This is a genomic window from Metabacillus sp. KH_069, assembly GCF_057838075.1.
Map to the genome: position 1 here is coordinate 4,254,671 of NZ_CM174460.1, position 24,318 is coordinate 4,278,988.

The window sequence follows — 24,318 nt, forward strand, 5'->3', positions numbered from 1 at the left end:
TTCATGAAAAAAGTTCAATAGGACGGCGGGTCGTATTCATGGTTGACGTTCTGGCATTATTTATACGCTTTTCGCCAAATATTCCAAAATAAGAAAAAAGCCCCAGTCACACCTGGAGCTTCTCCTCAAATTAAGGACGCTTTTGCACCCATCCTAAAATCATTTCACGAATTAATTTGCTTGCCGTGTTAGCTGTCTGCTCAGAGTTATCATAGATTGGAGCTACCTCTACAAGGTCAGCGCCTACTACGCTGATATCCGAGTTTGCAATCGCATGGATCGATGCAAGCAATTCTCTTGATGTAATACCGCCTGCATCTACCGTACCTGTGCCTGGTGCGTGTGCCGGATCGAGGACATCAATATCAATGGTTACATAGACAGGACGTCCTGCAAGCTTCGGAAGCACCTCTTTTAAAGGCTCAAGCACTTCAAACTTAGAAATGTGCATGCCGACTTCCTTCGCCCACTGAAATTCTTCTTTCATACCTGAACGAATACCGAATGAGTAAACATTTGATGGTCCGATCAGATTTGCCGCTTTGCGGATTGGTGTGGAGTGGGAAAGAGGCTCTCCTTCATACTCTTCGCGCAAATCGGTATGTGCGTCCATATGGATAATCGCAAGATCCGGATATTTTTTGTACATCGCTTTGATGACAGGCCATGATACAAGGTGCTCCCCACCCATACCGAGCGGAAACTTGTCCTCAGCCAAAAGTTTATCAATGAAATCTTCAATCATTTCAATGCTTCGCTGCGGATTTCCGAAAGGAAGCGGAATATCTCCTGCATCAAAATACTTCACTTCTTCAAGCTCGCGGTCTAAGTACGCGCTGTATTCCTCAAGACCGATTGACACCTCGCGGATGCGGGCTGGACCGAATCTTGAACCCGGACGGTAGCTTACTGTCCAGTCCATCGGCATACCGTAAAGGACTGCTTCACTGTCTTCAAATGATGGATGGCTTTTTATAAAAACGTTGCCTGAATAGGCTTCATCAAATCGCATTTGAATTCCCTCCTAATTATTTAATTAAGTCTGCTACAAATTTAGGCAGGGCAAACGCTGCTTTATGAAGCTCTTTTGTATAGTATTTTGTTTCAATTTCATGGAAACGCTCTTCGCTTACTTCCAGCGGATCATATTTTTTTGATCCAATTGTAAATGTCCAAAGACCGCTTGGATATGTTGGGATGTTTGCAGTGTATAGACGCGTAATCGGGAAGATTTCTCTTACATCGCGCTGTACGTTGCGGATAAGGTCAGGTGTGAACCAAGGGTTGTCCGACTGTGCAACAAAGATGCCGTCTTCTTTAAGCGCTTTTGAGATACCTGCGTAGAAGCCTTTAGAGAAAAGGTTCACAGCCGGGCCCACAGGCTCTGTTGAATCAACCATGATGACGTCATATTCATTGTTGCTCTCTGCGATGTGCATGAACCCGTCGCCTACTTTTACTTCAACGCGCTCGTTTTCAAGCTCTCCTGCAATTTCAGGCAAGTACTTTTTAGAGTACTCAATGACTTTGCCGTCAATATCAACAAGCGTTGCTTTTTTAACGCCTGGATGCTTCATGATCTCACGGATTACGCCGCCGTCTCCGCCTCCGACTACCAATACGTTTTCAGGGTTTGGATGTGTAAATAAAGGAACGTGAGCAACCATTTCATGGTAAACAAATTCATCTCTTTGTGAAGTCATGACCATGCCGTCTAAAAGAAGCATGTTGCCGAACTCCTCTGTTTCTACCATATCTAATTTTTGAAATTCTGTTTGCTCTGTATGTAAAGTGCGGTTAATTTTGATCGTGATGCCGAAATTCTCGGTTTGTTTTTCTGTAAACCAATGTCCTCCCATTTTAAAACTTCCTTTCTATATCAATTTTTCTTAAAGCCCTAGTTACGATTATACCCTAATCAATAAATACAATTCGCCAAAATTCGAGTTCAAAACCTCAGGAAAAAGTATAGATGAATCTAGCAAAATTGCAAGAAGAATTTTAATAGAGAAGGTTTAAAAATAGATGAATATTCTCATACTGATTAAAAAGAAAAAGAACAGATGAGGAAACGAGGTGGAGAAATTGGAAATCATCACGCCCAGACGGCTTAAAATCACAATTAAAACTGTTCGTGCCGCTATTTTTATTGGACTTATATTATTTTTCTTGGCTTCAATCGTCCTTGCAGCCATTCTGCTCACGGCGAAATGGCAGGGAGCTCCTTCCCTGACGGTTCAGCAATCTTCTATTATGTACGCAAATGATGGATCTGAGATGGGCAAGACCCATCACGGCGGAAAAAGGTATTGGGTTGATTTAGATGAAATATCTCCTTCCTTAACCCAGGCCGCTGTTGCGATAGAAGACCGTCATTTTTATGATCATAACGGCTTTGACTATAAACGGATCGCAGGAGCTGCTCTTGCTGATTTAAAAGCAATGGCCAAGGTTCAGGGAGCGAGTACAATCAGCCAGCAATATGCAAGAAACCTGTTTTTGGGCCACGATAAAACATGGAAACGCAAGCTGACAGAAGCTTTCTATACCATTCGGCTTGAGCTGAACTACAGTAAGGAAGAAATTCTGGAAGGCTATTTAAATACGATTTATTACGGTCATGGCGCTTATGGCGTTGAGGCTGCCGCCAATTATTATTTTGACAAATCAGCCAGTGAATTATCCATGGGCGAAGCTGCAATGCTTGCAGGTATTCCAAAAGCGCCAAGCCTTTATTCGCCGCTTGAGAATGAAGTGCGTGCAAAAAGCAGACAGGAACTTATCTTAAAAACGATGGTCAATCAAGAAATCATCAGCCAGGCAGAAGCTGATCAGGCATACGCTGAAACTCTCAGCTATCGTTCTATGAAAAATGTGAAAACAGAAGATATTGCTCCTTATTTTCAGGATGCAGTTATGAATGAGCTATCAAAAAAATTGAATCTTGATCAGACAACCATTGAAACACGGGGATTAAGAATTTTCACTACTTTAGACCCTGATATGCAGAAAATAGCTGAAAAAAAGATTGCAGATATCATTGATGAATCATCTGACATCCAGGCCGGGTTCATGGCAATGGATCCTAAAACAGGAAGTGTAAAGGCTCTTGTAGGCGGGCGTGATTATACAAAAAGCACGTTCAATCGGGCAACACAGGCTAAAAGGCAGCCTGGTTCAACGATGAAGCCGTTTCTGTATTATGCCGCCGTAAATAAAGGCTTCACCCCTTCTACCCTTTTAAGGAGTGAACCTTACACTTTTACGTTTGAGGATGGCAAATCAAGCTATAAACCAAGCAATTACAATGGGTATTACGCAAACGGCGATATAACCTTAGCTCAGGCGATCGCTCTCTCTGATAATATTTACGCCGTTAAGACTCATCTTTTTCTCGGTATGGATGAGCTGATTCAGGCATCTAAAAGCTTTGGCGTAACAAGCAAATTATCACATGTGCCATCACTTGCTCTTGGAACTTCGCCTGTCCGTTTGACTGAAATGGTGAACGGCTATGGGATGCTTGCAAATGGAGGCAAGAAGATTGAACCTACGTTTATAAAAAAAGTTGAAGATGCAGAGGGAAACGTGATTTATCAAAATGAAAATGAGCATGAGCAGCTTTTAAACAAAGAGGCAGCGTTCGTTACCTCACATTTGATGACCGGCATGTTTGATGAAAAGCTGAATGATTATACGTCCGTAACTGGCCACACCATTATCCCGAAACTGTCGCGCGAATATGCAGGGAAATCGGGCACGACTAAAGCGGACAGCTGGATGATCGGCTTTTCACCGCAGCTGGTCGCAGGCATCTGGACTGGCTATGATAAAGACAAAACGATTGATCTTGTTGCAGAAAGAGGCTACGCCAAACAAATATGGGCCGAATTTATGGAAGAAGCCTTAGAAGATCAATCCGTTAAAGCATTTAATCCTCCTAAAGGCGTTATTGGCGTATATATCAATCCTAAATCAGGCAAGCTTGCCTCAGACGATTGCCCGGTTAAGCGCTTTGCTTATTTTGTAAGGGGAACTGAGCCGACAGAGTACTGTACTGAGCATTTGGAGTCAGGGAAACAGACCAAGCCTGCAAAAGAGACTGAAAATCAGGATGAGACTTGGTATAAGAAGGTATGGAGATGGTGGGATTAGCCTTTGTTTACGAAAAGTATTAGCGGATAATTATTCAGCAGAAAACAGCAAACCATATGAAAAACCCCGGACCTCATACGGTCCGGGGTTTTTCGTGTCCTAGCTTTATAAGCTAAGTTCAGTTTACTAATAAGCGATTTAAAGCTCAAGATTTTGACAATTTGTTCACATAAACGTCACAGAATTGTCACGCTTCCCCAAGCCCTGCTTTTAATTCCTGAGTGGAATTCTTCCACATATCCGCATTATGATTTTTCAGGAAGTTCATCAAAATGCCTTTTGAAGCATCATCCATATGCTCTACCATTATGTGGCGCTTTAAGGATTTATCCATTTTGTTGACATGCTCAGGAAGAGATTTGTAGCCTCTTCTGATGGAACGGTCGACTGTCATTTCACAGGCAGTAACCCCTGCATAATATGGCCCCTCAGGCTTGCGGTCAATAGTCACCCATACGAGCCAAAACGGCTTTCCGTTAGGCACATCTTCTTTGTTTGGCAGAAACTTTATTCCTTTTTCCACCACACTTCTTGCATGCATTGCGCCAATGTCCACAAATGCTTCCCCTTCGGTTACATCTACGAAAACCGGTGAAATGTTATCAAGGCTGAGTGCGCCGACTCCATAGCCGCCGTGACCGTCTGTCGGATCACTTTTTATAATGTTAAAACCAACCTTTTTTTTCTTTTTATCTTGTTCCAATGAAATGACCTCCTAGAAAAACGGGTTAAGTATTGATTTAAAAACTGTCAGCACAATATCAGTCCCATAAGAGAAAGCAGGCTGTATCGTGTATTTATCCAAAGGTGTCAGTACTAAAATTAAAAAAACAACGATTCCGTAGCTTTCAAACTGCGTCATTTTTGCCCTGACTCCAGCCGGTGCCAGATCTTCAATAATCCGGTATCCATCCAGCGGCGGAAACGGAAAAAGATTAAAAATGAACAGCGTAATATTCAGCAAAACTAAGATGTTGAAGAACTGCTCCAGACTCTCCGCAGTCCCGGGTGACATAGAAGATAAAGCACCCGCACTTAAAAGTATATACCAAGTAGCAAGCCCGATAAAAGCGATGACCAAATTGCTTAGCGGTCCCGCAACTGAAACGAGAACACCTGCAAGGCGCGGATTTTTAAAATAAAACCGGTTCACAGGCACCGGCTTCGCCCAGCCAAAGCCGGCAATGAAGATCAGCAGTGTTCCGATCGGATCAAGATGGGCAAGCGGCGACAGCGTCAGCCTCCCCTGCTTCTTCGCCGTCGGGTCTCCAAATTTATATGCTACATAAGCATGTGCAAATTCATGAACCGTAAACGCAATCGCCAAAACAATCACAACATACGGAATAAGCTTTAATTCAAACGCCAAAAACTCCACCAATCATTCTCCTTTATAAGCGGGTTCGCTAAACATTCTATTCTCCATCAAGTATACTATAGAAGAATCCATCTACGATAGAAAAAGGAGAGATCAACATGCCATACGTAACAGTAAAAATGCTCGAAGGCCGCACAGAAGAACAAAAAAAAGCTCTAGTTGAAAAAGTAACGGCTGCTGTATCTGAAACGACAGGTGCTCAACCAGAAAAGATTGCGGTTTTCATTGAGGAAATGAGCAAGAATCATTATGCGGTGAACGGCAAGCGTTTGAGCGACGAGGACTGAGTACATATGAGGAAGAGGCTGGGACAAAAGGTTTTCAGCCAAAGAAAAATCCGAACTATTATGTGAAATTCCAACTTGAATTTCGTTTTAGTTCGGATTTTTTTTTTTGACTAAATGTTAGAAACCTTAAGTGGATTGCAGCGGAAGGAACTTGACTCCTGCGGGATATAGAGCAAATTGGGAGACCCCACAGGCAACGCCGAGGAGGCTCCCATGCTCTCCGCGGAAAGCAAGTTCCTGGAGCGGAAAGAAACGGACATTATTTATCATAAAACACAACAATCTTTGCGAAAATAGCCCTTTCTTTTAATAGTTTTCGCACTATTCAATGTTCGGCTTTCATTCAGGAGATGATCGTTACGTCCCAGCCTCTTTGTCTTTATCATGGGAAATCCACTTGGTATGTTTAAATACTATGATGCCTTTTTTCTAGCAAGAGACAATTTGCACAATGAAAAAGCCCGCTCTATGCGGGCTTTTCTCAAGCAAACAGAACTCTCAAATGCTCGTCCACTCTGCTGTGTTTCTTAGATATCACAGTCTTCTGATTTCCGCTGCATGTAACCTCGTACTCGTCACTGGACAGGATTTCTCTGTCTGTTTCAAAAACAATGATGTCCTCCGGCTGAGTCAGCCTGAACTCGATCGCTTTCTCTGAACGTCCATTGATTTCAGCAGTTGAGGATACAATTTTCCCAACCTCAACCTCAAGCTGAACAGGCAGCATCAGCCCTTCTTTTCGTCCGAGCACGATTTCTTTTCCTCCAAACATGACTTCGCCTTGATCATAGATGTGCACGAACTTATCAAATCCATCTAGATTTAGAAGGTGAATAAACCGTTCTCCCGCTTCATTTGCTGTTGATGTCATGAAGATGCCATGCTCTTCGCAATCGTGAACAAGCTTTGGAGTGACTCCTAATTGTTCAAAAATGGTTTTAAAGAATGTGAGATCACATGGATAGGCTGTGCTGAGAACGACAGCTGTCCCGTCTCCAACGCGAGCTTCAAATCCGCAGACTTCATCTGTCCCGTACACTTTCAAGATTGGAGTGGTCTCCCCCGCGTCGAATACTTGTGCGAAATGGGAGCGAACCTCAGGCCGGCCTGATGCCCAATTTTCTGCCTGAAGTGAAAGAAAAAAGCTTCCCGAATCGCGGTGAATTCCTTTTTCTTTTACCCCTAATGCATCAGCAAGGATCGTGCAAGGCTTGCCTTCCATATCAAACATAGGCACCTCCCCGTAAAGAAGAATGCGTCCTCCTTCATTCAGGTATGTAACAAGCTTCTCCTGGATACCAACTGACATGTACCTTGCTGAAGGAAGAGTAAGCACCTTTGTTTTTACTGGTGTCAGTTCTCTATTCTGAATGTCCACAGATGTAAAGCGGTATCCAAGCAGGAGCATCGAGCGGGCCATGATTTCCCAAGAGCCTGATGCACGGTTCGCTTCAAGGCTGCGAACGATGTCCTCCATGAGTTTGCTGGTTGGATAGCGGTACTCCGTCATATAGTAGTCCGGGATAAAGGCAAAAGAAACCTCATCATGTTCTTCGTCCATAGCCGCAATTTTATCCGATACGGCCATCACTGTCTGAATCACACTTGCCATTTTCGGATAAGTGTAGTTTAGCTTCCCTTCTGGTCCTACCGGCGCAGCAAAGCCATGATGCTCGCCTGTAAAAGCAACGCGGTCATTCCCGTCTTTTAGCTCTGTATCGAAGCGGTAGTTTTTCCCGCCGGCAAATAAATAATAGTTAATCAGACGATTGCCCTGTGCTACACACATTCTCGTTTTAAAATCGACCGCAGACGGATCGTAGCGTCCGCCATAGGTATTTCCGAAGTTTCCGTCCCCGCAGTTGAACTCAACAGATGTCAGCGGCTGATCTTCGAGATGAACACTGTCCATAAAACCATTTATTAAATAGAGATCCTGAAACGTATTCATATCCAGATCTCCGAAATAAATATCAGATCCAGAGATGTATCCCGGAGCCTGTGTATAAGATTCATAGAGCTGGCTGATCCCGATTGGATAAGTGAAGCCTCGTCCTCCGCCTGTTCCGTGGGTATTCACCACAAAAGGGATATCCCGGACGCCAAACTCTTCCGCGTATTCACGCAAAACAGCAATATAACGGGCAAACCGATTTCTCATGTAATAGCCTAAGTCACGCAGAAGTTCACCCGCGAACTCTTCCTGAGGAGAACGGAAGCAGCTATTTGCAGTCTCCTGTTCATTTAAATCAAAAGGATATCTGGCTAAAAGCGTACTGCTGTCATAGTGATTTTTCAGCCATCCTCTATAATCCTGAAGAAGATGATCGGTTAAATCAGGACAGTTGCTGACCCATGAAAGCATTCCGACTTCATTATCAAGCTGAAACGCAATAATATTGCCGCCATTTGTATGAAGGCGCGGAGTGACGATTTCCATCACCGCTTTATACCAATTGCGGACATCTTTTAAAAAGCCGGGTGCAAGATAGTCGACTGTTTTTGTTGTTGCAGGATTTCCGTCCCAGCCGGAAGGGATAATTTCAGGATGCTTTTCATAAACCCAATATGGAAGGCCTTCATTTTTCATTTCAGCCATAATGAATGGACCCGGACGCACGAAGAAATAAAGGCCATTTTCTTTGCAGAGATCAATGTAGGCTGCAAGATCAAGCTCTGGCCTTGTTTTTCCCGTTAAATCGAATTCGCCTTCTGATGGTTCGTGGCAAAGCCAGGGAACATAAGTAGCGACCGCATTGCATCCTGATCGCTTCAGCTTATCGATGCGGTCCTGCCAGTCACCGCGGTCGAGCCGGTAGTAATGAATTTCGCCGCACATCAGCAGCTCAGGCTTGCCATCAATCATAATTTGCTTATTCTTGATTTCAATCATTCCGCCATCCCCTTTTAAGCTAGTTTTTCTTTTTCCAGTTAAGCATGGAAGCTCCGCGCTTCACATGCTCATTTTTCATATATAAATCCCAGATTAATCCGGTTTGTTCGTTTTCAATCATCAAGAGCGTAATTCCCTTATCGATGCCGATGACATGGTCTGCGTACCATTCAGGGCTTACATCGAGGTTATAGGCATCCTGGAAGCCGTATTCACCCCAAAGCTTTGGATGGTGGTTGTAGAAATAATTCATGGCATCAATCGATTCTTCTTTTGTAAAGACAATGGATCCTGCAGCACCAGCCGGAGCGACTGTACCATCATTCTCTTTTTGAACATTAGGATGATATGGGGGTGTGCCCGGAGTGCCATATCCTTTAGGTGTCGCACAAGCTGTCAGCCCCCATGAATCCTTATGGAACGTTTTCAGGCCATCAGGGTTATCGATGCAGTACTGACGGTTTGCAAGGCTCGCCTTAACGGAATTTTCGAACCAGTCGATTCCATCCCCATCCACATATCCTTCAAACGAAAACCATGCGTGGGAATATTGATGGGTAAAGAGACTTCCGCCGGGGCAATTATAGAATTCGTACTCCCCGTATTTGTCAAGCCTGCGCTCAAAGCCCTGATAGATTTCAACCGGCACAGCGTGAGTCGGAGAGGCAACGCCAAGAATATACTGCATCATTTGCTCTGCATACATATCCCAGTGGCCGAAGCCGCCTGATTCCGGTTTGTAGCCCATATAAAACTGATTCTTTTCTTTGTCATAATACATATTCCAGTCAACGCGCTGATAGATTTGCTCAAACAGCTCTTTGATCTCTCCGCCGAAATACTCAGCAGAAGTAATGGCCCCGTTCAAAAAGAGCGATGTATCAATAATGGATGCACAGTCATAAAATTCTTCATTCTTTTTGGCTGTTTCCATATTCAGAAAGTGATAAAAGAATCCGCCTTCGTGTTCCACTTTGTGCAAAAATGTGTGAAGCGTGCCTCTCGTTCTCTCATATCCCTGTTCGTACGTGATCCAGCCTTTTTCAATGCCGATAATGATCGCGGATAATCCGAAACCGACAGAAGCTATACTCGCCACTTTTTTGTTCGCTGATTGATCGAGAATTAGGCCATATCCAGGGCTATTGGGATCTGTGTTCGCTTCCTTCCAGAAAAAATCAAAGCATCCTTTTGCTTCTGCAGCAACGATTTCATACTTGTTCATAATTAAAGTTCCCCCTTGTTATTCTCCTGTAATACCTGAACGGTCCACGCCCTCGACAAACCAGCGCTGTGTAATAAAGTAAACAATTAGCAGCGGCAAAATAGACAGCACGGTGCCGGCCATTTTGATTCCTTCATTTAATTGATTTCCTGAGAGCCCCATTTCTGCCGGGAACATCTTCTGGAACGTTGCCACAAACTTCTGCAGCTGCAGCGGAAGGGTTGTGAGCTGATCTCCAAAGTAGATTGCCGCCAAATAGGTTTCATTCCAATACCATACAAACGAGAAGAGAAAGGAAATGATGACGGCCGGTACCGCCATTGGCAAGGCTATCGTCAAGAAAATCCGCAGGTGACCCGCTCCATCGATTTGTGCAGCCTCTTCAAGCGCTTTTGGCACCATTCTGAAAAACTGGTAAAAAATCAAAATGAAAATCGCACTGTTTAACCCTTGTCCGAAGGCTGCCGGCAAAAGAAAGGCCTGCAGACTGCCAAGAATATTCAGCTCGTTGAAAAAGATGTATCTCGGAATCAGCGTAACCTGAGGAGGAATGATAAAGGTTGCCAGCACGAGCACGAAAAGCATCTTTTTCCCTTTAAACTCAAATCTCGCAAATCCGTATCCAATGACAGCTGCAACGGCCGTTTGCGCCAAAGCAGGCAAAACCGTTACATATAATGTTTCAAGCAGTGTTGAAAAGAAATTCAGCACTTCATTCGCTTTTTCGTAGTTTCCAAGATAAAATTCAGTCGGAATCCAGTTCACCAATGGATTCAGCAGATCATCCAGGCTTTTAAAGCTGAACGATCCCATGTATAAAAGCGGATATAGATAGACAAATCCAATTCCAATCAATAAGCCATACGTGAGGAGTTTAAAGAGCAGGCCATCTGTTCCCTGCATCCCCATGAAAATGCGTTTTATTTTTAATAGACTATTCTCAAGCTTTTCACGTTTCATGCCGGCTCCTCCTTATGTATAGCTTCTCTTTCCTTTTAACGTCATGGCGCCAACGGCCACTGCAAGAATGACTGCGATTGTCAGGAAGTAGATCCATGACAGCGCTGAAGCATACCCAAAACCTGTATCAACCTTGAACATATTTTTTTGAATATGGCCGATGATCGGATTCAATGAAAAGACGGAATACGTTACGATCGTATAAATCGTATTCACAACAATCATAGGTGCAAGACTCGGAAGCGTTACCTTCCAGAATGACTCCCAGTTTGAAGCGCCGTCGATTTTTGCTGCTTCATACACCTGTTTATCGATCTTTTGAAGGGCTGCAAGGAAAATTAAGATTTGCACCCCTGAGAACCAAAGAATCATAATCAGGTTTTTAATTAAGTAGAGCAGAATGCCGTTGATAAACGCATCCGGATTCGCATTCAGAGCTTCATAGATTGCATACTGCTCGATGGAAGGAATCGTTGTGACACCCTGGTCGATCAGTTCTTTGATTACAGGACCGCTCGCAATGATGACGGGCAGGAAAAAGATTGTCCGGAACAGTCCGCGGAATTTGATTTTTTGATTAAGCAAGAGCGCGATGATTAAAGAGAATACAATGATGATGGGTACGGAAATGATGATTTCCTTCAAATACGTTCCCATGTACTCTAAAAATAGGGCATCGACTCCGAAGGCATACTTGAAGTTTTCAAATTTCACGAACTTCGTTTCAATTCCCCCGGTTGTAATCTTGACTTCCTGAAAGCTCAAGAACAAAGAATAAAAAATGGGAATGGCGGTAAAAACCAAAAAGCCGATAATCCAAGGAGAAATAAAGAGATAACCGATCATGCTGTTTTTTGACTTCAGTAATGGTTTCACTGCTTATCCCCCCCATCGGTTACAATAAACCCTTTTGCAGGAATTTCGTTTCCGCCTGCACGGTATGGCGTGTTCGTATAGTTAACGATGATTGTCTGGCCGTTTGAGTAAGAGACCTCTACAATCCCAACTGCAGGAACAGTACGGCTTTCGATGGTCTCACCTTCAACTCCGCCAAGGCTGTCCTGCATCATTTTATACTGATTCACGATTTCATCCTTCCAGCTGTTAAACTCCGATGTATAAAGATCTTTAGAAGGTGTTTTCATCAATAAATGGGACGGCTCATCCGTCAAGTAAAAAGATGGATAGGCTCCGTATTCAATCATTCGCAGCACATCGTCCTTAGAATCCGAGTGGAAATTTGAGAATTCTGCATAGTACGGAATATAACCCTTCAGTACAATTTGCAGAAAAGGCACTGTGTCACTTTCAAAGATATAATTTGACGATGTCATCGGAGCATCGAGGAAGCGGTCTGTTTGCCCCCATGCATACGCGTTCGGGTTATAAAGAGCTACCTCTCCTGCTTTATGAAGCTGTGAAAATAACTTGTTATACGTCTCTGCTGTTTGAATTCTCGAGGAACTGTTCCCTTTTGTGTAATCAGAGAAAAGGATAGTTGAGCTTCCATCCACAGCTGCATTTTTTATGCCGTACTCGCTGTATTGCTTGAGGTCTTCTTTTGCTATTTTCAGAGACTTGTCCGGCGATAAATAGTAGAACGTTTTATCATCCTTCTTGTAAGAGATGGTTTCAGAACTGATTTTTTTGCTCACATCTTTGCTGCCGGAAAAGCCTCCTGCATTTTCATAAGCCTTTGTGTAATCTGTCTGGAAGAAAAGCGGGACATTTTCATTTTCAAGTGCTTCAGCGGAATCCTTCACATCCCCTTTGGTTCCAAGCTTTTTCTCAACCGGAAACTTCGAAGGCAGTGTGCCTGTCAAACCGCCTTTTGACCAGCCCTTGTAAATCATGAACATGTCTTCAACTTTTTCTTTTTTCAATTCTTTTGCAAAATCAGGAAGCTTTTCTACAGGTGTCATCGGAATGACTGAATCCCAGAACAGCCCTTTTTTGGTTTCGCTGCCCAAGAATTCCAGACGCACTTCTGCCCGATCTTCTTTTTTTGCTAGCTGCTTCGTTTCTAAGAGATACTCCTGATAGCGCTTGGCCATGCCGACATAATCTGCCTGTTCATTGGACAGAAAGTAATATCTTAATGAGATATCAAATGCATTCTTATTTTTTTGGTAAACGTTTGTGCCGCTCATGCTTTTGCTTGTCGGCTGATAATATTCATAGCGGTAGTTAAATTGAGCTGTCGTCCAGTTGAAATCGGTGGATACGCCGGACGGATAGGCAAGGATGTCCCCGTACTCTGCGCCTTTTTCCACTACTGCAGCAAACCCGTTTTTCTTGACGCCGTGCACCGCTCCAAACACCGGCATGCTTATTTGTTTAGCAGGAACTATTTTTTCTTCCGTTTTATCGGAAGACTTTTGAAAACCCGCATCTGCGCCGTATATAGCGCCTTTAAATGGAGCATCTGCTTTACTGCCTTTTTCATAGCGGATGAGTGCGCCGCTTCCATCCGGAATAAACATATATCCATTCCGTTCGTCTCCATTTACCGCTCCAAGGAAAGGATATACCTTCATCGAAATCAGTTTGTTCCGTTTCCCTTCTTTTAACTCCTTATCAGGGATGCTGACGGCAATATTGTCTTTTTCAAGCGTGACACTCAGCTCAAGGCTGATTTTTGATCCATTCATATAAACGTTGGCACTAAAGCCGTTATCTGTGATTTTCACATTCGGCCGTGAATCATTTGTCTGAATGCTCTCTGACTTGATTTTTCCGCGGCGGTCGCTGTACTCAATTGTGATTGCCGACTGGGCCATTTGTTCCCACGTTTTATTGAGGCGGACATCTTCAATCTGATCGATGCCTGAATTCCAAATATAATTTGTCTTTTTATTCAATATTTTGAGAGCAAGAGACTCTTCATTTACAAATAAAATGAGATTCTCATTTTCAGCAGCCTTCTCAAACCCTTCAACCGTGCCTGCCGGAGTTTGTTCTTTCACTTGCTTCTCAGGCTGGGTGAACGCACTGGAGCTGTATTTTAATAGATCCTCTTTCTTCTCATCAGGAGCAGCAAAGGCCTGCAGCGGCATCATCAGAACCAGTAATCCAACCATTAATTTCTTATACACGTAAGATGACCTCCTGAATGATAGAATAGACGAAATCGTAAACTTGATCGAACAGCACAAACATGATGAAAATGACCAGCAGCATGATAACCATTCCAAACAGCGTCATGAAAATGTTGCGGACCGTTTCGCTGAACGTATAATTGTGAATTTCCTTTATCATGATGAACAGAATGATGACGCACCATGCGTAGACAATTTGAATGGAAAACTCGTAAATAAATGACTCATTCAGCGTCAGGATATTTGTAATCAAGGTAATAGGAATGCTGAACACAAGATACGGTGCAAGCGAATAGATCGTTCCTCTGTAAATATCAACAAAGCGTCCTTCCCCGTCATTGATTGTGCTCACGAGATAGTTAATGATGACGAACAGGGCAAGCGGCACAAACACCTTCAGCAGTTCCATTGACAGATTGGCCTCTTCCCCGCCGTGTGCGGAAAAGATAAATCCTGTTTGATAAGTGGCAAATAAGTATTCGATGAATAAAAGAACGTAGAGAATCGTCGCTGATAAGACAGATGCATGATTCTTTCGTTTTAAATAATAGAAGCTGTCAATTGGATGACGGAAAAACTTAAAAAGAAAGAAAAGCTCCGCTGTCATTTTCCTTTTTTTCAATCGTCCCATCCGTTCTTTGGGACCTTTTAACAGATTTCGTTTTTTATCGAAGTGTTTAAAAAGAGAATAAAAGATTGCTGCTAAAATGATGATCAGTAAAACCGTTCCGAGGTTTTTCTGCATCCATTCATGACGGATTTCCCAGAAGGAATTGGAATACCCGCCAACATCTTCTGCAAATTTGAATTCCTCCAATGCAGCCTCATAGTCCTGCTGTTTGTAATACGCTCTTCCCATCGCAGTTCTTGCAAGCCCGAAGGAAGAATTTTGTCTTAAGACAGATTCAAAGTATTGCTGACTTTCTACATATAACCCTTCTTTGAAGAGGGCAATTCCTTCATGAACACTGACAGAAAAGGATGTCGTATCATAAGTCTGAACCATGCCTCTTTCTTTATCCGCTACATACAGCCGCCCATTTCGGTCGACGGCAATTCCTGATGGCTGTTTGAGAAGCCCGATGCGGTTCGTCCCATCGTCTTTTCCTCCAAAGATGAATAAGAGATTGCCAAAGCTGTCGTATTCATATATCTTTCCGCTGGCACTTGAAACAAATATGTTTCCAAGCGGATCGACTGCAATGTCCTGAAGGGAAGCCACCTCTGAAATATCCGGTGCAAGCATGTTATTCCCTGCCACATTCAGTTTTTTGATGACTTCTTCCTTCGTTCCCTCTGTAATGGAATAAATAAGGCCTTGTTCATCAATGGCTATATTGTCCGGAGCCGGAGGAGTTTTCATAAACAGCTTCATTTTCCCGCTTGCATTCAGTGCGTTTTGCAGGAATGACTTGATCGAAGACCGCGTGCTGTTTACTCCGTAGTACCCAAGAAAGTTCCCTTCCCGGCTGAGCTGGATGATCCCGTTTGTTGAGCCCTCGCCGATGATGTATAGGTTTCCGCGTTTATCAACGCCAATTTTCTGCGGTTTAAAAGGAGACTTGCTTCCAAACAGCGGTGAATCAGGTTTCTCGTACTCTTTTAAAAGCTTTCCTTCGCTTGAAAACCTGAACACTTTTTCTTGTTCATAGTCTGCAGCGTAAACTTCTCCGTTTTCATCCACAAACACACCAGTAGGATTTTTCAAAACCCCCGCGCCAATCTCCTTGATAATCTCGCCATTCAGATTCGACACAATGATTTTCTGAGTCTTTGAATCTGCGAGGTAAATTTGATCCTTTTTATCAATGAAAAGATCTTCCGGTGTCATTTCCTGATTGCCAAGCGTTAACTGTCCAAGAGGCTTATAAGCTGTTTGTGTTTCAATTAGATCTCCATTTGCTGATAATGTCTCTGTCTTATAAGGGACCGAAGCCTCCGCTGCTGTATGCCAAGGCAGCAGACAGACAAGCAGAGCGCAGATGATTCCTTTCGTAAACTGCTTCATTTCCCTCCCCCCTATCTGTTACTTGATTCCTGAATGAGCCATCGTGTTCATAACCTGGCTTTGAAGGATGATAAAGATGATTAAATTCGGTACAAACATTATTAAAGATGCAGCAGCTGCAAGCCCTTGACCTGCTACTGTATTTCCGGTCACCTGTGAGGCGAGCGTTGACATGAAGAAAGAGAATGTCTTCAATCCTTCGTCATTCACATAGAGTGTAGATGTCTCAATATTGTTCCAAACAAGCTGAAACGACAGAATCGCAATGGTAGCAATCGCAGGCTTCACTAATGGAATGATGATCCTTAAAAAAATCTGGGTATCCGTTGCTCCGTCAAGCTTTGCCGCTTCTATCAGCTCATTTGGAATTTGATCAATAAACTGCTTCACCAAAAACAGTCCGATCGGCATGGCAAGCAGCGGAAAGATATGTACGACAAAGACATTGATTAAACCAAGCTCCTCAATCAGGAGATACCTTGGAATGGCGACAGCAGCCGGAACGAACATTAAAGCGACTGTATTAATTTCAAAAATGGTTTTCTTCAGCCTGAACTCTTTTTTTGAGAGAGCATAGCCAGCCATTGTACTGATGACGACAGTTAAGAAAACAACGAGAATCGTAATGACAATACTATTAAATAAATAGCGCGACATCGGAACCCCGCTCGCTGTGGATTGTGCAAAAAGATCTGCGAAGTTCTGCAGCGTCGGTTTTTGCACGATGAACCGCGGCGGATAAGCAAACAGCTCGTCTATCGGTTTGAACGCGTGGAAAAAGATATAAACGATAGGCAGTGCCATGAACGCCGCAAGCGGAATCAGAAAGAGGAAAAACTTCCACTGGCTGATGTGAAATTTCGACGGATTGATTTTAGTTCCCTGAAAAGCTGACATACGGTTCCACTCCCTTTCGTTTAATCCTTCTCTCCGAATAATCTCCAGGCCACTTTAGAAAATGCATAGACGACAAGGAGCAAAACGACAGAAACAGCAGCTGCGTAGCCCATTTCATAGCGGATAAACCCGTAATCCTCCAAATGGTTGACCATGAGCTGTCCGGCATATTGCGGCGTCGGATTTGCACCTGATAATGCTACTCCGATCGCTCCTGCCTGAAAGGTTCCGACAACCGCCATGACTGCACCGAAAAGCATTTGCGGCCTCATTGAAGGAATCGTGATATAAATAATTTCCTGGAATCGATTTTTAATGCCGTCGATGTATCCCGCTTCATAAATCTCGCTGTTGATATTCAATACACCAGACAGCATCGCGAGAAATCCGACCCCCATGCTGCCCCATAGTGTGACGAAAATCATGATTTTCATTAAATATTCCGGCGACTGCAGCCACTGTATCGGCTCTAAAAGTACGCCCATTGTAATCAGCAGACTGTTCAAATACCCGGTCTCATCTCCGCTGAAGATAATCGTCCACACTACAGACATCGCGATTCCCGCCGTCATGGACGGCGAGTAAATAATCAATGCGAGGACGGTCCTCGGTTTTTTAGGAATTTGAGCGAGCGCCCATGCCAGGATAAAGGAAAGAATGTATCCTCCCGGCCCGACAATCAATGCAAAGGTCAATGTGTTCGGGAGGACCTTCTGCATGAAAACCTCATCTTGTGTCATCAAAGCCACATAGTTGCTTAATCCAATAAAGGATGGTGCTTCAATCGCATTAAAATAAGTAAAGGATAATACTATTGCAGCAGCTACAGGAATGATGATGAAAACAGAGAAAAAGATCAAATAAGGTGCCAGGAAAACCCACTGGCTTCTGTCCCGCTGTTTACTCTTCATTTTCATCGACCGCCCAACTTTCTACAGTTTCTATTGAAGGAACCCGATATGGCTTCACCATCTTGCCATCTTTCATATATCCGAACTCTTCCATCTTGCGGCTGATTTCTCTGTCGATTGCAATAACAGAATCATCAACTGCCGATCTTGTATTTTCTCCGTCAAAGACGATACGGTTCCAGATATTGCTCAGCTCACGCTCAACCATATAAGCTCCCGGAGTCTTTGGAACTTCCATTAAATATTCCCATTGTTTCAAAATGGTTGCTTTATGCTCTTCTGGCCAAGGAAGCTTTTTAAAGGCTTCCAAATTCGCTGTATTCCACATATACTCGGGTCCGTAGAGGGTTTGAAGGCTTGTCGCAAATTCCGTTTGCGTTTCTTCCTTCATCCACCACTTCAAAAGCTCCCATGATGCCTCTTTATCTTTCGAGCCTTTAAATATCATCGCGGATTGGCCTGAACCAGTGGCCCAGCGTTCAACGGTCCCATCCTTTTGCTTAACGCCCGGATGCGGTGCAAGGTCCCACCATCCTGCGATTTCAGGCGCAGCTGCTGTTAATTGGATATATGTTGTAAACGTAGAGATCCCAATCGGCAGGGTTGAATAACGGAAATGGTTATAAAAATTCGGAACTTGAAGCGGCATACTGTAAATCGTATTTAAATCCGTCATAAACTGAATGCCTTTTAACGATTCCTCGCTGTTTATCGCTGTCGTCATCCCGTCTTTTCCATACAGATCTCCCTGAAATTGATAAATATATGGCGCTGTCGTCTGAAAAGCCTTGAACCCGCCCGATCCTGAAATCGGCGTATAATAGTTCATGCCGTACCGCTGCAATTCCGGCAGGATGCTTACGACATCATCCCATGTGTCCGGTACAGGGAGTTTTAAAGCTTCCAGGATGTCCTTGCGGTAAAACTGCACAAAGAAATCCTGTGTTTCCGGCAGGGCATAGACGGAATCATCAATCATTAACGGCAGAAATGCCCCCGGCGAAAACTGCTTGCTGAATGAATCAAAATCGTCAAATTGCCGCAAATCAACGGCTGCATCACGCATGGATAATTCATATGGCAGCCAGTTGCTTATCCCAAACGCCACATCAGGCTGCTTGTCAGCTGCGCTTGCTAAAATCAGCTTTTGTTCATCAGGCATAATCGAGAATTTCACCCTGATGCCCGTTTCCGGCGTAAACGTGCGGTCAGCCGTGTTCTGAATCAGCTCCACATATTGTCTTGGACGGTTTACCCAAACTTCAATTGTTTTTTCATCTGCTTCTGAAGCAGAATAATTGCCCTTTGAGAAGGAGAGGAAAAATCGCTTCACTCCGTCTGCAGCTTGTGTAAGGAACCCTGCCTCTGCCGGAGGTACTTCCTTGCCGCCATGCACATAAAAACGGTCAATGGTCAGCGGCTGTTTTTGAATATCAAGCAAGAAATTTCCAAGCAGCTGGGCAACAGACGCTGAGCCTTCTGATAACTCCGTCATACGGTTCGGGATTTTGTCAGGCTCGCCTCCAAGCGTTCTAAGCTTTTTAGCTGCAAGTTTAATAGAAACAACCTCTTTTGATTCTTCCTCTGAATCACTCAGCCCCTCTAGGTAAACGCTTTCTCTTTCAAGCTCGTCTGCCCATGTCAGCACCTGTTTATCGATATCAGGAATAAACTCGCTTATCTTCCAGTTGCGGGAGCGGTCGGTTTGATTTCCTGTCAGCTTCCGGATCGATAAGGAAAGCTCCTCAATTTCTTTCATCACTTCATTGGTCTTTGCAATGACTCTCTCTGCCGGCGAAGCATCCGCCACTAACTCAATTTCATGGCTTCCCTTCTTCAGATAAAACAGATATGGCTCTCCTTCTTTGCTGCCCAGCGTTTCATTGGCCCATTTTTTGCTGAATGGAAAAGGATAATGAGCAACTTCTGCAAAAGGAATGCCGCCGTCAATTTTCACTTTTCGAAAAACCGTTCCACCCGTTTCTTTGTTTTGCAGAACTTTAAAGGTTAAATGATAAAAGCCGTCATCCGGGACATTCACCTTCCAGGAGACACTTTGGCCGCTTGTACTCCATGACTCTCCTCCAAGCGTATTTAAAAGCAGATGCTTTGGATCATTAGGTACAGCCGATGAATCCTGTTTCGCTTCGGGACGTATGTAGGAACTGTTCTTTTTAAAGATTTTTTCAGCTTCATATGCTTTAAGCGATGAAACGGCTTTTTCTGCTTCCGCTCCATATTCTTTGTATGTCTTAAGCGGAACAGGCGCAGAAACGTAAATCTTTCCGACAAGCATTTCGCCTCTTAAATTTGTTACTGTAATTTTGTTTTTTCCTTTTTTCAAATGATACTTCAGCGCTTCCGGCTGCAGCCCGCTTGCATCCTCAGATTTCGTTTTTTTCCATGCAGGACTTGCCACTTGCTTAGGAAGCATGTCATTGCCGAATCGGTCTGAGTCAAACGTGTTTTTCTCATTTTTCCAATCTGCAGGAAACACAATTCTCCTGCTTTCATAGTAAGGAAAGCTGCCGTTCACTTGTATTGCACCCTCTATTGGGACAACCTCTTTTCCGAGCGGATAGTAGTCAAATCCAAGCTCATATAAACCTTCTTCTTTTATATCAATCTCAAAAGAAAAGGATTGCTGATTATGCCAATAGAAGACCCGATCGCCATAATCTTTGCTCTTTGCTTCAGGCAGAAGATTTTTTGGATCAGCTTCAGTAAAGTCAGAAGGCAGCACAGCCATCTCAGTTTCTGAGGCGGCTGTGATTCCCTTCTCTTCCCATTCGGAGAGGATGGAATGATATCTTTCTTCTACGACTTGGCCAGTGCTTTTCTTTTCTTCAGCAAAAATGTGTTGGTGTTGGAACAGTACGAACAGCAGTAGGACCGACCAAACGAGTATCTTAGATTTCATGCCAATCATCCTCCTAAATGCGAAATGAAAATTATTTATTTAGTGCATCTATTGCTTCTTTGCTCTTTTGATCTGCAAGTTCATCAAGCTGTTTTGCATAATCTTCTACTTTCAGCTCACCCTTCCAGAAGCTGTCAATCATCTGTCCGATTGTTGCATTTGCATTTTCTCCTGCTTTAATGCCAGTTGGAGCTTCCCATCTTGATTCAACAAATCCAGGGACCGTTTTAACCGGTTCAACGATGGCGTTATCAAGGTTTTCATAAGCTGTACGGATACCTGGTACTTCGTTCAGCTCAAAGTAAGCTTCTAAAACTTCTTCATCACTTGTTACAGGCAATGTATTCAGTGCTTTGTCTTCTTTTTCAACCAGCTCAAGGCGTTTCATAAAGCCCTCTTTGCCAAAAGACATCCATTTTGAAAATTCGTACGCCTCTTTAGCATGCTTCGTTGATTTGGAGATTCCAAGGAAGTCATTTGTTACAATCGTTCTTCCTCCTGGAATGCCGATGAAATCCCATTCAAAGCTTGCGTTTTGAGTTAAGTTTCCTGTTCCCCAGGTTCCATCCCACTTAACTGCAACCTGCCCTTGCATCCAGACCTCTTCCGGATTTTCGCCTTTGAATTTCGCTTTTTGGTCATCCGTCAATGTTTCATAAGCATAGCCGTTTGCATTCATCTCTTTTGCGATATTCACACCGTTAATAAACTCTTTGCTGTCAAGCTGATATTCGCCATCTTTATATGTGTACCAGCCAAGATCCTCATTTACTGCTGATGGATACCAATCTGGAATAGAGAATGGGTGGTTGATGCCGGCAACGCCATTATTGATGTTCGTAACATCTTTTATTGCACTCATAAATTCGTCAAACGAAGCGCCGTATTCTGGGTAATCAAGGTTTGCTTCATTGAACAGGTCTTTATTCACTAAATATCCAAGAAAATGCTGGGCATATGGAAGCGCATATACCTTGTCACTGTAAGTAGCGGACTGTTGAATCACTTCCGGAATCTTTTTGAAATCCTCATCCTTTGAAGTCATTTCTGTTAAATCCATTAACCAGTCGTTTGATAAAGGAAGCGGGATTTGTGCAAGCATAAACACATCCGGCATTTTCCCTCCGCTTGCTGCTGCTGACAATGTACCGTTCCAATCCGTTGTAGAGATTGACTCGTCAATTTTAATTTTGATATTCGGGTTTTTCTTTTCAAACTCTTTAATCATGACTCTTTCTAAGTTCTGCTCTTCTTCAGTCCCAAGTGTCCAGTTCGCGTAAGATAACGTGATCTGCTCTTTATCTGATTCCTTTTTATCTGTTGAGGCTTTGTCTGAATTACATGCGGCAAGCGTGAACACTAAGGTCATAATGGCTAATAAGGAAACAAGCTTTTTCATGTGAAACTTCACTCCCTTTTCATTTTTATAATCATGTTTGCGGGCACAGCGGTGACTTCTCATCCTGAATTTCTTGTCATCAATTCAACTTTCAATCCTTCAGGGGTATAGTCAAAATCTTTGTTCAGCATTTTAAACAATGTTTGAGCAGCGATGGTTCCCCATTCTTTTCTCGGTACTTTCACAGTTGTAAGAGACGGGGTGAAATGGCGCGATACAAAGATATCATCGAATCCTGTTATTGCAAGCTCTTCAGGAACCTTTATCCCATTTTCTCTTGCTGCCCGGATCGCCCCCATCGCCATTTCATCATTGGCACAGACAAATGCAGATGGAATGGAAGATTTCATCTCCATATAAGCTTTCATCTCTGTATATCCGCTCTCTTCCGTGAAATCTGCCCTGATTAAATCTGACTCCTCAAGCACCATGCCATGCTTGCTCAGCGCTTTCATAAATCCCGTTAAACGTGTTTCCCCGTCATAAGATTCCTCTGAACCGCCTACAAAGCCTATTCGGGCATGTCCCTTTTGAACCAAGTAGTCGACAATCATTTTTGCTCCTTCATGGTTAGGAAGCACAATGTTCTTTATATAGGGATTTTGAATTTCACGATCCATCACCACAAACGGCATTTTTTCGTTTGCCAAGGTTTGCAGCAGCTGATCTTCCATATGATAGTTTAAGATAATAGCTCCATCCACATAGCGTTCTACAAGCAAACGATGTGTTTCAACTGATGCACATACAACCAGTTCGTAGCCATTCTCCATCACAACATCCTGAATTCCTTCAACCATGTCATTAAAAAATGGTCCCGTGAAGCCGCTTAAGAATAAACCGATGATGTTTGTTTTCTTCGTCTTGAGATTTTTCGCCATTCCATTCGGACGATAGCCAATCTCTTCTGCTGCAGTCAGTACCTTTTGTCTAGTTTCATTCGTGATCAGCGGACTGCCATTCATTGAATAAGAGGCAGTAGACAAACTCACATTTGCCCGCTTTGCGACATCTTTTAGAGTAACCAAGAGCTCCCCCCTTAGGAAATTAACCACTCTATTGAATTATGTATTGAAACGTTTCAATAGCAGTTAAAAGAATATTGAAACGTTTCAATTCGAATTCAAAAAAAATTCAGAAAGTTTATCGAAACGTTTCAATGGATTTATTATATTCCGGTTTGAAAACGATTACAATAGGGAAAATAAAAAATTTTGCAAGATTATGAAAGCGCAAACGGTTGCATTTCAATGGCTTTGGGTTGGAGGAATCATTACGGGGGTTTGATTCCACCTTACTCCGCAAAAACGAAATTAAAGGAATCATTGCATACGTTTGATTCCACTTTCCTACACAAAATCCAAAATAGAGGAATCATTGCGGGGGTTTGATTCCTCTTTCCTGCGGAAAAATCAAATTGGAGGAATCATAGGTTATCCACCTGATTCTCCCCATGGGACGTCATGTTATTTAGAAATACCAGCTTTTCTTAATAATATTCCAGTGCCTTTCCTTCCAGGTTTCAGCTAGAAAAACGTTTACTTCTGCTCGATGTTTTGGCTAATAAAGCAGCTATCTCTGCTATAAGCAAGGTTTGACCCAGAATGCACAAAAAAATCCCGCAGCCAATATAGACCGCGGAATCTTCTTATTGAACAACCTTTGTACGAATTGACTCTATGTACGCATAAGCCTGTTCAATTTCTTCTTCTGTGTACTTCTGCTTGCTCTTCAGGGTAAATACCTTCTCCATCACTTCTTCTTTTTCTAGAGTGTCGAAGAATAGAACCGTAGATACAAGTTCAAGGAATCTTGCTGATTGACTGTTCAAATCTTCCATGCACTCTTTAAGCGGAGGCATCTCGAGTTCGTAATGAGTTAAAAATTCCTCGCCCGTTTCTGTCAGGGAGTAGCGATATTGAAAGTAGCCGCCCTTTTTCTCATGCATTTCATTTAAAAAACCTAAATTGCAAAGCTCTTCAATTCTGAGAGTAAGCTCCTCCGAATAAGGCCCGTAAAAGTGAAAGTCGTACTTTTCATAAAAAGGAAGATTGATCTTTTTGGCAATGTAGATCATCTTCTGCAGCTTTTTCCGTCCGGTAATTTCTCCTGATGAAGAGAACACCTTCATCAGCTTTGCGTGTTCGTTAAGCAAACCCCAACACTCCTAACCTTGTATTTTCACAC

18 protein-coding genes are annotated in these 24,318 nt (G+C 43.2%); 2 read left to right on the plus strand and 16 right to left on the minus strand.

Annotated features, from left to right (window positions below; all coding sequences use genetic code 11):
- Positions 1-130 precede the first annotated feature (130 nt).
- Positions 131-1,012 (minus strand): agmatinase, encoded by an 882-nt coding sequence (gene speB, locus AC3ISE_RS21365; RefSeq protein ID WP_489222523.1) that lies wholly within the window; start codon positions 1,010-1,012, stop codon positions 131-133.
- A 16-nt stretch (positions 1,013-1,028) separates the two neighbouring features.
- Positions 1,029-1,859: a spermidine synthase gene (gene speE / locus AC3ISE_RS21370; protein ID WP_309193348.1), complete on the minus strand. Its 831-nt coding sequence runs from the start codon at positions 1,857-1,859 to the stop codon at positions 1,029-1,031.
- A gap of 226 nt (positions 1,860-2,085) precedes the next feature.
- On the opposite strand from speE, the gene AC3ISE_RS21375 reads away from it, so the two are divergent.
- Positions 2,086-4,155, plus strand: a complete 2,070-nt coding sequence (locus tag AC3ISE_RS21375; RefSeq protein ID WP_489224407.1) for a transglycosylase domain-containing protein — start codon at positions 2,086-2,088, stop codon at positions 4,153-4,155.
- A gap of 187 nt (positions 4,156-4,342) precedes the next feature.
- Here AC3ISE_RS21375 and AC3ISE_RS21380 read toward each other — a convergent pair whose 3' ends face one another.
- Complete coding sequence (locus tag AC3ISE_RS21380) at positions 4,343-4,858, minus strand: YwhD family protein (protein WP_489222524.1); 516 nt, start codon at positions 4,856-4,858, stop codon at positions 4,343-4,345.
- A 12-nt stretch (positions 4,859-4,870) separates the two neighbouring features.
- On the minus strand, positions 4,871-5,536 hold the full coding sequence (locus AC3ISE_RS21385; protein WP_489222525.1) for a site-2 protease family protein: 666 nt from the start codon (positions 5,534-5,536) through the stop codon (positions 4,871-4,873).
- Positions 5,537-5,631: 95 nt separating this feature from the next.
- Here AC3ISE_RS21385 and thmT point away from each other — a divergent pair, with 95 nt between their 5' ends.
- Positions 5,632-5,820, plus strand: a complete 189-nt coding sequence (gene thmT, locus AC3ISE_RS21390) for a 2-hydroxymuconate tautomerase (protein WP_489222526.1) — start codon at positions 5,632-5,634, stop codon at positions 5,818-5,820.
- Between the two features lie 481 nt (positions 5,821-6,301).
- Here the strand turns inward: thmT and AC3ISE_RS21395 are convergent, their stop codons facing one another.
- From AC3ISE_RS21395 to AC3ISE_RS21450, 12 genes are all read right to left on the minus strand, one after another.
- Positions 6,302-8,713, minus strand: coding sequence for a beta-galactosidase (locus AC3ISE_RS21395; protein WP_489222527.1), 2,412 nt, complete (start codon positions 8,711-8,713; stop codon positions 6,302-6,304).
- Positions 8,714-8,732: 19 nt separating this feature from the next.
- The gene (locus AC3ISE_RS21400; protein WP_489222528.1) at positions 8,733-9,938 is read right to left on the minus strand and encodes a glucoamylase family protein; all 1,206 of its coding nucleotides are present in this window, start codon (positions 9,936-9,938) and stop codon (positions 8,733-8,735) included.
- A gap of 18 nt (positions 9,939-9,956) precedes the next feature.
- On the minus strand, positions 9,957-10,898 hold the full coding sequence (locus tag AC3ISE_RS21405) for a carbohydrate ABC transporter permease (protein WP_489222529.1): 942 nt from the start codon (positions 10,896-10,898) through the stop codon (positions 9,957-9,959).
- Positions 10,899-10,910: 12 nt separating this feature from the next.
- Positions 10,911-11,774 carry a carbohydrate ABC transporter permease gene (locus tag AC3ISE_RS21410; RefSeq protein ID WP_489222530.1) on the minus strand — a complete coding sequence of 288 codons (864 nt, stop codon included), beginning with the start codon at positions 11,772-11,774 and terminating at the stop codon, positions 10,911-10,913.
- A complete protein-coding gene (locus tag AC3ISE_RS21415; RefSeq protein ID WP_489222531.1) occupies positions 11,771-13,993 on the minus strand; it encodes a DUF5696 domain-containing protein in 2,223 nt (740 codons plus the stop codon). The genes AC3ISE_RS21410 and AC3ISE_RS21415 overlap by 4 nt, the downstream gene beginning before the upstream one ends.
- Positions 13,986-16,004, minus strand: coding sequence for an SMP-30/gluconolactonase/LRE family protein (locus AC3ISE_RS21420; RefSeq protein ID WP_489222532.1), 2,019 nt, complete (start codon positions 16,002-16,004; stop codon positions 13,986-13,988). Before AC3ISE_RS21420 ends, AC3ISE_RS21415 begins: the two co-directional genes overlap by 8 nt.
- An 18-nt stretch (positions 16,005-16,022) precedes the next feature.
- Complete coding sequence (locus AC3ISE_RS21425) at positions 16,023-16,901, minus strand: carbohydrate ABC transporter permease (protein ID WP_489222533.1); 879 nt, start codon at positions 16,899-16,901, stop codon at positions 16,023-16,025.
- Positions 16,902-16,921: 20 nt separating this feature from the next.
- The gene (locus tag AC3ISE_RS21430) at positions 16,922-17,812 is read right to left on the minus strand and encodes a carbohydrate ABC transporter permease (protein ID WP_206197396.1); all 891 of its coding nucleotides are present in this window, start codon (positions 17,810-17,812) and stop codon (positions 16,922-16,924) included.
- Positions 17,802-20,732, minus strand: a complete 2,931-nt coding sequence (locus tag AC3ISE_RS21435; RefSeq protein ID WP_489222534.1) for an extracellular solute-binding protein — start codon at positions 20,730-20,732, stop codon at positions 17,802-17,804. The genes AC3ISE_RS21430 and AC3ISE_RS21435 overlap by 11 nt, the downstream gene beginning before the upstream one ends.
- Before the next feature lie 31 nt (positions 20,733-20,763).
- On the minus strand, positions 20,764-22,131 hold the full coding sequence (locus tag AC3ISE_RS21440) for an ABC transporter substrate-binding protein (RefSeq protein WP_489222535.1): 1,368 nt from the start codon (positions 22,129-22,131) through the stop codon (positions 20,764-20,766).
- Positions 22,132-22,190: 59 nt separating this feature from the next.
- Positions 22,191-23,159: a LacI family DNA-binding transcriptional regulator gene (locus tag AC3ISE_RS21445; protein ID WP_489222536.1), complete on the minus strand. Its 969-nt coding sequence runs from the start codon at positions 23,157-23,159 to the stop codon at positions 22,191-22,193.
- A 620-nt stretch (positions 23,160-23,779) separates the two neighbouring features.
- Entirely contained in the window at positions 23,780-24,286 is a 507-nt protein-coding gene (locus AC3ISE_RS21450; RefSeq protein ID WP_489222537.1) for a YwgA family protein, read from the minus strand.
- Positions 24,287-24,318 lie beyond the last annotated feature (32 nt).

Coding starts and splice junctions, on each gene's coding strand:
- AC3ISE_RS21430 (WP_206197396.1), bottom strand. CDS start 17,812: ATGAAGAGTAAACAGCGGGACAGAAGCCAGTGGGTTTTCCTGGCACCT.
- AC3ISE_RS21400 (WP_489222528.1), bottom strand. CDS start 9,938: ATGAACAAGTATGAAATCGTTGCTGCAGAAGCAAAAGGATGCTTTGAT.
- AC3ISE_RS21440 (WP_489222535.1), bottom strand. CDS start 22,131: ATGAAAAAGCTTGTTTCCTTATTAGCCATTATGACCTTAGTGTTCACG.
- thmT (WP_489222526.1), top strand. CDS start 5,632: ATGCCATACGTAACAGTAAAAATGCTCGAAGGCCGCACAGAAGAACAA.
- AC3ISE_RS21435 (WP_489222534.1), bottom strand. CDS start 20,732: ATGAAATCTAAGATACTCGTTTGGTCGGTCCTACTGCTGTTCGTACTG.
- AC3ISE_RS21405 (WP_489222529.1), bottom strand. CDS start 10,898: ATGAAACGTGAAAAGCTTGAGAATAGTCTATTAAAAATAAAACGCATT.
- speE (WP_309193348.1), bottom strand. CDS start 1,859: ATGGGAGGACATTGGTTTACAGAAAAACAAACCGAGAATTTCGGCATC.
- AC3ISE_RS21425 (WP_489222533.1), bottom strand. CDS start 16,901: ATGTCAGCTTTTCAGGGAACTAAAATCAATCCGTCGAAATTTCACATC.
- AC3ISE_RS21395 (WP_489222527.1), bottom strand. CDS start 8,713: ATGATTGAAATCAAGAATAAGCAAATTATGATTGATGGCAAGCCTGAG.
- speB (WP_489222523.1), bottom strand. CDS start 1,012: ATGCGATTTGATGAAGCCTATTCAGGCAACGTTTTTATAAAAAGCCAT.
- AC3ISE_RS21420 (WP_489222532.1), bottom strand. CDS start 16,004: ATGAAGCAGTTTACGAAAGGAATCATCTGCGCTCTGCTTGTCTGTCTG.